General features: G+C 57.1%; 9 protein-coding genes and 1 pseudogene. 6 read left to right on the forward strand and 4 right to left on the reverse strand.

Annotated elements, in window-relative coordinates; translation table 11 throughout:
* From L9Z73_RS20705 to L9Z73_RS20720, 4 genes and pseudogenes are all read right to left on the reverse strand, one after another.
* Positions 1-375: pseudogene (locus L9Z73_RS20705) on the reverse strand (ornithine cyclodeaminase); the annotation flags it as partial.
* 120 nt (positions 376-495) lie between these two features.
* Positions 496-867 carry a MerR family transcriptional regulator gene (locus L9Z73_RS20710; RefSeq protein ID WP_247404826.1) on the reverse strand — a complete coding sequence of 124 codons (372 nt, stop codon included), beginning with the start codon at positions 865-867 and terminating at the stop codon, positions 496-498.
* Complete coding sequence (locus tag L9Z73_RS20715) at positions 806-1,450, reverse strand: NAD(P)H-dependent oxidoreductase (RefSeq protein WP_247404827.1); 645 nt, start codon at positions 1,448-1,450, stop codon at positions 806-808. Before L9Z73_RS20715 ends, L9Z73_RS20710 begins: the two co-directional genes overlap by 62 nt.
* 80 nt (positions 1,451-1,530) lie before the next feature.
* Positions 1,531-2,403, reverse strand: coding sequence for a WYL domain-containing protein (locus L9Z73_RS20720; RefSeq protein ID WP_247404830.1), 873 nt, complete (start codon positions 2,401-2,403; stop codon positions 1,531-1,533).
* 118 nt (positions 2,404-2,521) lie between these two features.
* Here L9Z73_RS20720 and L9Z73_RS20725 point away from each other — a divergent pair, with 118 nt between their 5' ends.
* The 6 genes from L9Z73_RS20725 to L9Z73_RS20750 form a co-directional block, all read left to right on the forward strand.
* The gene (locus L9Z73_RS20725) at positions 2,522-2,779 is read left to right on the forward strand and encodes a hypothetical protein (protein ID WP_247404833.1); all 258 of its coding nucleotides are present in this window, start codon (positions 2,522-2,524) and stop codon (positions 2,777-2,779) included.
* Positions 2,780-2,968: 189 nt separating this feature from the next.
* On the forward strand, positions 2,969-4,099 hold the full coding sequence (locus L9Z73_RS20730) for a YcjF family protein (RefSeq protein ID WP_247404836.1): 1,131 nt from the start codon (positions 2,969-2,971) through the stop codon (positions 4,097-4,099).
* Between the two features lie 98 nt (positions 4,100-4,197).
* Complete coding sequence (locus L9Z73_RS20735; protein WP_247404840.1) at positions 4,198-5,325, forward strand: GTPase; 1,128 nt, start codon at positions 4,198-4,200, stop codon at positions 5,323-5,325.
* 41 nt (positions 5,326-5,366) lie between these two features.
* On the forward strand, positions 5,367-6,179 hold the full coding sequence (locus tag L9Z73_RS20740) for a GTPase (protein WP_247404843.1): 813 nt from the start codon (positions 5,367-5,369) through the stop codon (positions 6,177-6,179).
* A 3-nt stretch (positions 6,180-6,182) separates the two neighbouring features.
* The gene (locus L9Z73_RS20745; protein WP_247404846.1) at positions 6,183-6,608 is read left to right on the forward strand and encodes a hypothetical protein; all 426 of its coding nucleotides are present in this window, start codon (positions 6,183-6,185) and stop codon (positions 6,606-6,608) included.
* A 102-nt stretch (positions 6,609-6,710) separates the two neighbouring features.
* Positions 6,711-8,131, forward strand: a 1,421-nt coding sequence (locus L9Z73_RS20750; protein ID WP_247404848.1) for a GTPase, incomplete at its 3' end; no start/stop codon positions are given.

Raw genomic sequence — 8,131 nt, forward strand, 5'->3', positions numbered from 1 at the left:
ATCAGCCAGGGCACCGGCGGCGGCAGTGCGGCAACTGGTCAGCCAGCCTTCATCATTGAGGACGGCGCGGGTTTTGCCGGTGTGAGAGTCGAACACCAATACCAGGCCATTATTGGTCTCCAGGCCGTGGGAAGGATTCTCGTAAAAGCCCATGGCCAGCTTGACCACAAACACCGAACCGTCTTTCGCATAGCCGGACTTGATATGACAGTCCCCCGGCGGGTTTTCAAACAGCAACACCCCCGGCGGCGGGGCCACGATGCGGCCGTCGGCGTGGCTGATCAATGCCTGTTCCACCGCGTGCAGCATGTCTTGGCGCGACAGCGTGGCGCGTAACGCACTGAGCCCGTAAACCGCCAGTGGTGCCGCGCTCATCAGGCACGCTCCCACGTGGAAAAGTAGGTTTTGAGCTTGAAATACGAGGGTGTGACCATGGCGCGTTCCTGACGATCAAGGGGGCGAAAGCGCGACACTAGCTTGATTTATATTTTTTGTCTAATTTGTATTTATTGTGCAATTGTCGTTTGAGTGTTTAAGCATTGCGTCAAACTCGGCCAGCCCCGCCTGCATCTTCTGCAGCGCTGTCATCTGCCGCGCCAGCTCCTCTTGCTTGCGAGCAATTGCCTGGCTCGCGCGCTCCCAGGGCAGCGCGTCGCCCTGGTGCCCCTGCAAAATGGCTTGCAGCTCCTTGAGCTTGAAACCCAACTGCTGAGCACATTTGATCACCATCAGCCGCTCGACACTCTGCGTCGAATAGACCCGATACCGTCCCTCTCTCTGCGGGGTGGGCAGCAGGCCGATCGCCTCATAGTGACGAATCGCCTTGATGGTCGTGCCCGACAGTTGCGCGGCTTTGCCGATGAACATGAAAACGCCCTTTTTCAAATAATCCGCCGGCCCGCGTCAGCCAGCGATTGCGCTGCACGGGCGTGGAGCCCAGCACCGGGCCGAGCAACAAGGTCTTGGTCACCGTGATGCCGCAAAACTCCAGTGTCGTCTTGCGCATCTGATGGATGCCCGGCATGCGGTAGAACCAGCGGTAATACCACGGCGGCGTGTCCATGGTCACCAGCAAGTGCGCGGTTCGGCCATGCAATAGTTTGTCAGGAAATGCCTTGCCTGCACGGTACTTGAAGGCAAAGCCGGGTAGGAAAACTCTATCGATGAAGCCCTTCATCAAGGCCGGAATACCACCCCACCAAATCGGGAAGACAAACGCCAAATGGCTGGCCCAAAGGATATCTTCCCGGGCGCCGAGCAAATCGGGCTCCAGGGCTTGAATGTCGTTGTAGCCGTTATGCAGGACAGGGTCGAAAGCCAGCGCGCCCAACCGTAGGACGCGTACTTCATGGTCAGCGTTTGTTGCCGATTGGATGTAGGTGTCTGCCAGCGCCGAACAGAAGCTGGAACCGGAGGGGTGACCGAGGATGACCAGAATGCGCTGAGCCATGGGGGCGAGTCCTGAAAAGGGGCCTGCAGAGTAGGGGCTGCCGTATAGGGGAGAGTCAAGCGGCGGCGCTGCAGCATCCGTTAGTCATAGAGCCACGGTCTCAAGTCCTTGAGGTTCGTGACCACAATCTGTTGTGCTTCAGGGTTCGGGTCCAGGTTGCGTGCATCAATCTGATAACGCTGCAGGACATACTTCACCAGCGCCCTGCGGCTGGGCACAACGAGCTGGCCGTCAACCATGCCAAAGTCGGTTTCGATGATCGCCTTTTGTGCCGCGCTCAAACGCCCGTCGGGCGCGATGATCACGGGTGTTTCGGTGTTCCAGTCATCGTCCAGCGCCTGGGTGTTCTCTGATACGTCCAGCAAACCAGGCTCGCCCCGCAGCCGGCTCAACACAAAGTCCCGGTACTCTCGATTCTTCTCACAGTACGCACGTACGTGCCAGCGCATGCCGGTGTAGACCAGGGTGTGTGGTGCGATCAGGCGGATATCGACCTGGGGCGAATTCAGCGACACATACTCGGTCTCCAGGCGCAGGCCATCGCGGCAAGCCTTCAACAGAGGGCGCAGAATTTCCGGGCGGATGGGTCGATCCGGAACATCCAGAACCTTGGTATGCGCATAGGCCAACGCCAAGCCATCAATGTGGGGCGCGCGCTCGTGGTTTTGATAAAGCAGGTGCAAATAGGCGCTCGCGCTGTCGTCGATGAACAGCGGCTTGAACGTTTTGCTTGGCACATAGCCCTTTATTTTTTTGTCATATGTAAGGTTTTTAGGCGCATGTTCGGTGATGTACGTATTGATGTCTTTGGACGCCTGCTGACGGCTGATACCAAAGCTCTGGATCAAGTGGCCCGTGGTCAACCGGCCCTCCCACCAGACGACGGTTTCGATCAAACGATAGCGAAGTGCCAGGTCCCAGCGAACCTGTTCGATGGATTGCTTGCGTTTCATACCCTCTCCATGTGCGCGAATACTTTACCTGTATAAGTCTACATTCTAGACCTGTCTTCTATCACTACATATCGTGTGGCTGTCGTTTAAACAAATCGAACACACCAAGGAAGTACACATGACTATGGCAGAAGCAGTGTCGACAGGGGCGCTGGTAGTGCTGGGGAGCATCTTGCTGGTCCTCCTGCTGCAATACTTGAGGCTGCGTGAACTCTGGAAAATGGCGCTTACCTGCCGCAGAGACGCACGCTGGGGGCGGATCTGGGAGGCTGAGAACCGGGAGCTGCGTTCTGCGCTGCGCGCTGAGAAGGCGCATATCAAGCAGTTGCAGAGGAAGGTGGGGATTTTGCAGGGGGTGATTGCGCAGGGAGAGTAGGGCGCGCGATGTCTTGCTCATTGATATTCAGACGAGAGCAGGCGCCTTGAAACCCGATACCCGCAGGAGCCTACGCTTGACACGGATAGTGGCAAAATGCGATTGAGGCTTAAGAATTTTGGATCCAGGGCGAAAACCTTTTTTAGCGCGCACGTTTGCGAGCGCCACGCAGCGACGGAGAAAAGAACGATGGCAAGTATGGAAGCTCAATTGGAAGAGCAGTTCGATAAGGAAATGGCTGCGGTCAAACGCCCGAACCTGATGATTGTCGGCGGCACCGGTGTTGGAAAGAGCAGCCTGATCAATCATATCTTCGGCAAAACGATTGCCGAGGTCGGTACCGGGCAGCCCGTCACTCGGGGTTGTCACCGGTACGAAGATGCCAACATCCCTTTGGTCATCTTTGATACCGAAGGTTATGAGGTGACTGAAGGCGGGCCTTCGGCAGGCAATTTTCGGGAAAAAATCATTCCCGAGATCATTCAGCGCAAATCCAAAGTGCTGGATGAGCACATCCATCTCATTTGGTACTGCCTCAGCGTGGCCAACCACCGCGTTACCGATTTTGACCTGGAAAACTTGCGACTCATTACCGGCGAACTGGATATCCCGGTGGCGGTGGTACTCACCCAGTGCGATGCCGAGCCCGTCGATGATGAAGGTCGCGGTGAGACTTCCCAGGCGTTTCGCAAAGTCCTGCGCGAGCATGGTGTTCATTGTGAGGTTTTTGAGACCTGTGCAAATAACCCCAACCATGACCCAGAGCTGAAACTGGACCTTGAAAAGTTGATCGCCTGGTCAAGCGCATCACTCAAGGACGATGCGTTGCGCCAGTCCTTTGTGGCTGCCCAGATTGCCTCGCTACCTGCCAAACGCAGCGAAGCGATGACGATCATCATGACCTACAGCGCCACCACCGCCGCCAGCGCCGGGCTTAACCCGGTGCCGATGTCGGACGCGTTACTCATTGTGCCTCAGCAGATGGCGATGGCCGCATCCCTGGCCAAGCTCTACGGGTTTGGCTCGATGGGTGAAATGGCCGTGAGCATGCTCAAGGGCCAGATCCTCAGCCTGGTGGGGCGCCAGTTGGCAGCCAGCCTGACCAAGATGATCCCCGTGCTTGGGCAGATCATTAACGCCGCTGTCGCCGGGGCGATCACCGGAGCGCTTGGCTTGGCCCTGGTCGAGGTCTATGAACGAGCTGTGGACGGCTACCTGAAGACAGGCAAGTCGCCGGACTGGGCCCGCCTCTTTTCTAATGAGCAGTTCATGCAGGCGTTCAAGATTGCGCTGGGAAAATGGGGCAATCAAAAAGCCTGAAGCCACTTGGCGCACTCTGAAGGCCGTGGCGAGAGACAGATCACGCTGTTTCTGTGCAGGTCTTCATCCCCTTTCCGCGGTTCAGGGTTTAGAGAGACATGGATCAGTTCGCGATCAATATCATCGTGCTGGGTAAAAGCGGCGTCGGCAAAAGCAGCTTCTGCAACTATCTTTTCGACCAGGCGGGTTTGTTTGAGACGGGCAGCGGCAAGCCCGTCACCTCCTGGGAGAAAAACTTCCAGTCGCACACCTTCGAGCACCAGGGGCACCTGTTGAATGTGTTCGACAGCGTTGGCCTGGAAGCTGACAACTATGAGCGATGGCTCAAACAGTTCGACAGTTTCATGCAGCAACGTCGCGCCCGCCCGATGGAGCCGGAAACCTGGATTCATGGCGCCTTTTATGTGATCAACGCCAGCTCGGCACGCCTGGAACCGGTGGATGTGAACCTGATCAAACGGCTCGGGCAGGATGCCAGGATTCCCCTGCAAGTCATCCTGACCAATGCCGACGTTGCGGGCGATAAGGTCGAGGCCCTCCAGCGAGAAATTCACCACCTATGCCCGGGTGTATCGGTGACGCCGCTGTGTTCGGTATCGGTACGCAGGCGTGGTGGCCAGTCGACGCAAGCCTTTGGTCGCGATGAAGTGCTTTCGCTCTACCTGGAACAGTCGCACGCCTTTCTCAGCAAGCGTCTGGCAGCGATGAGCTGCTTGAACTTCAAGGGTGTACTTCGCGAAATGCGCAATACGGTGGTTGCCAAGATAGAACAGGCCGACCTCAGCATTTTTAGAATCGCGGACCTCGATCTGGATACGGAAATCGAGTTGCCCGATTTTGATGAGGTGTTTTCCGATCTGAAAGGTTTCGATGACTACCTCTCATCCTTTGGTTTCGTGGGGGACTGGGAGACCAGCGATGAGCTGGAAAACGCAGTGACCCGTGTGTTTGATGACTTCCAGGGCGAGATGGAGAGCCGTTTCAAAGAGATCGAAGACGGGTTCGAGTCCGATAGCCTCCTGCGCAAGGTGGGTGCGCTCTACGAAGCGGCAAAGATCATCCTGACCCTGAAGTCGACCATGATCGAATGGCTGGATGAAGGTTTTGGCCGCGTCCACGCAGCACTCGATCAGCTCTTCATCAAATATGCCGAGGACGACAACTTCTTCGCCAGCCATCTAAAGGGATGCGTCTTAATCCGCCCCAAACTGTTCGGCATTTTTTAAGCACGGACTGCATCAGCGCTATTTAAGGGAGAGCAGTAACCATGGGGTTCGATACGATTTATGCGGTGCTGCCGGATCAGGTGGCCGAAATAAGCCGCTTGCAGTACCTGTTGGCTGAAGCACGGTTGCCGGTTGTGTCGGTGATCGGCAAATACAACCATGGCAAGAGCTCCTTGCTCAACGCCCTCGTGGAGCACGAGCAGTTCGCCGTGTCCGATGCTCGGGAAACAACTGTATTGAGCTACTTCGAGCATGAAGGCGTGAGGTGGTTGGACACCCCGGGGTTGGATGCTGACGTGGCGCGCGAAGACGACCGCGAGGCGATGAATGGCGCATGGCAGCAATCGGATATTCGGCTGTTCGTGCATTGCGTTCGAGAGGGCGAGTTCGACCAAAGCGAAAGCGAGATGATTGATGCGTTGCAACGGGACGCGTCAGACAGTGGGCGTCAGACCTTGATCGTACTGACCCAGATCGAGCAAGTCGAAGAACAGGCCCTGGCCAATGTTCAGGCGAGCATCAGAAAACAGGCGCCAACGCTGTCGATCATCCCCGTCTCTGCCCACCGTTACCTTCAGGGCTTACAAAGCGGTAGTGCGTTGAAGGTGAAGAAGAGTGGCGTCAAAGCGTTGCGCCAGGCTTTGCAAACGGCATTGGACGATGTGTCGCAAACCCGTCTCGATGAAGTGTCGGCGCTGGGAGAAACCCTCGGTGGCCTCATCGACCAGGGCCTGAGCAACCTGCAGGCGCAGCTTGAACATCGGCAATCCACTCAGCAAGCGCAACTGACTGGGTTTATGGATGACTACAGGCAACTGCACAGCAAACTCCATCAACAACTCAAAGGGACCTGAGCAATGCTTCCACTATTTTTGTTGGCCGGTGCTGCAATCGCTGCCGTCGCTGCGGCGGTGTCCAGCAGTTCGTCTTCGTCCTCTTCTTCTTCTTCTTCTTCTTCTTCTTCGGGGCCTTCCCGCGACTACGAACGTGAAGCGGCTGAAAAAGCGCACAAAGTAAAACTTCAAGCCAACACCGAAGCGGCGGAGCGTCAGCTCAAGGCTTTCCTTCAGAGCAAAGGCATTGAAGTGACGGCAGTGCAGTTTGCGGCATTGATTAAGTCGATGATCAGTCAGCCGGATAGATACCCCAGCGAGACGCTGAAAAAAGCCTTCCAGCGCACCGCCTCCATGCGCGCCATCGATGCGCAAGTCAGCGCATTGGAGCAGCAGATTGCACAGCGCAGCCAAGCCAAGACCTTCCTTGACAGCTTGCCGATTGGCTGACCGCCGCTTGATACCGGTGTGACGCGTGTTTGCGCTCGCACCGCCCCTTTTTGGACTCTCTGTTCGCGACTTCGAGTGGCGTTAACAGGCACAGGATTGTGTATGCAGGAAAAAGCATTTATCGACGCGCTCAAAGGGTTTGAATACCTGACCCAGCGCGTGGAAGCCGACGAAAGTGAATTACGCGATTGGCAGGCTGCATTGACGCGCGCGCTGAGCGTTCAGCCATCGCTGGGCAAGCTGAACCGCGATGGCCACCTCGCACGCCAAGCGCAAGGTGTGCGCGAAGTGGTGCAGGTGTGCATTAACGATTGGGGTAAGTCATGGGCGCGCAATCAGCCATCTGCCCAGCTTGCCGAAACCTTTGGCGACAAAGCTGTGATTCTGGTGTTCGGCAAGGTCAATGCCGGCAAGAGTTCGTTCTGTAACTTCATCGCCGAGCGCTTTGCCGCTCAGGGCGAAGCCGTTCAGTACTTTCATCTGGCGAACGATTCGATTGTCGACCGCGATGAGCCGTTCGCCGAAGGCGAGACGGAAACCACGTCGCAGATCCAGGGCATTCGCCTGGGTCAGAAGTTGATTCTCATCGATACGCCCGGCCTGTTGTCGGTGACGGGGGTCAATGGCGAACTGACCAAACGCTACACCGACAGCGCCGATGCGGTGCTGTGGTTGAGCAGCTCCACGGCGCCCGGGCAGGTGCAGGAGTTGGCTGAACTCGAAGGTGAACTCAAGCGTAACAAGCCACTGCTGCCCATCATCACCAAAAGCGACTTCTTCGACGAGGACGAGGTGCCGGGCCAGGACGAACTGGTCAAGGTGCTGCGCAACAAGACTGCGGCAAACCGCAAGATGCAAGAAGAGGATGTGCATAAAAGGGCTGCCGAGCAGCTCACCAACTCCCACCTCGACGCGGCACTGCTTAAGCCGGTCGTCTCTGTTTCGGTGCGCTTTGCCCGCGCACATGCATCGCAGGCGGATGCCTTGGACGCCGCAGGTTTCGAGCGCCTGTTCCAGCAATTGCAGCTGACTGCGCAAGAGGCTCGAACCTACAAAGAAGGCAAGGCGACGCAGTTGATGATCAGCCATCTGGAGAACAACGTACTGCACAGTCTGCGCAGCACGGTGCTCCCCCAGTTGGATGAACTGCGCAATGCGACGCGCACTGCGGTTCATGGCCTCAAGGTGCGTAACGATCAGATCGCCTCAGCGGTGCTCGCCGATGTGCTGCTCAAACTGGGCGACCTGCTGGAGACCCACAAGGCTACGCAGGATGTTAAGGCACTGACCCGGGATGTTAACGCGCTGTGCCAGGCCACGATCGAACATCACCTGACGCGGGAGTTGAAAGACTATGTCAATGAGCTCAAGGGTGCGCTGGTCGATATGTCCAGTGATGACATCGGCAGCTTCGAGGACCTTGGCGTTGACATTGAACGGGTGACCGGCCGAGGCAAACAAGCGGCGGCGGCGGCGAGCGCAAGTGCGATCGGAACCGCGATCGGCACCGCATTTGGCGGCCC

The sequence above is a fragment of the Pseudomonas emilianonis genome, assembly GCF_023072625.1.
Taxonomy (GTDB): domain Bacteria; phylum Pseudomonadota; class Gammaproteobacteria; order Pseudomonadales; family Pseudomonadaceae; genus Aquipseudomonas; species Aquipseudomonas paraveronii.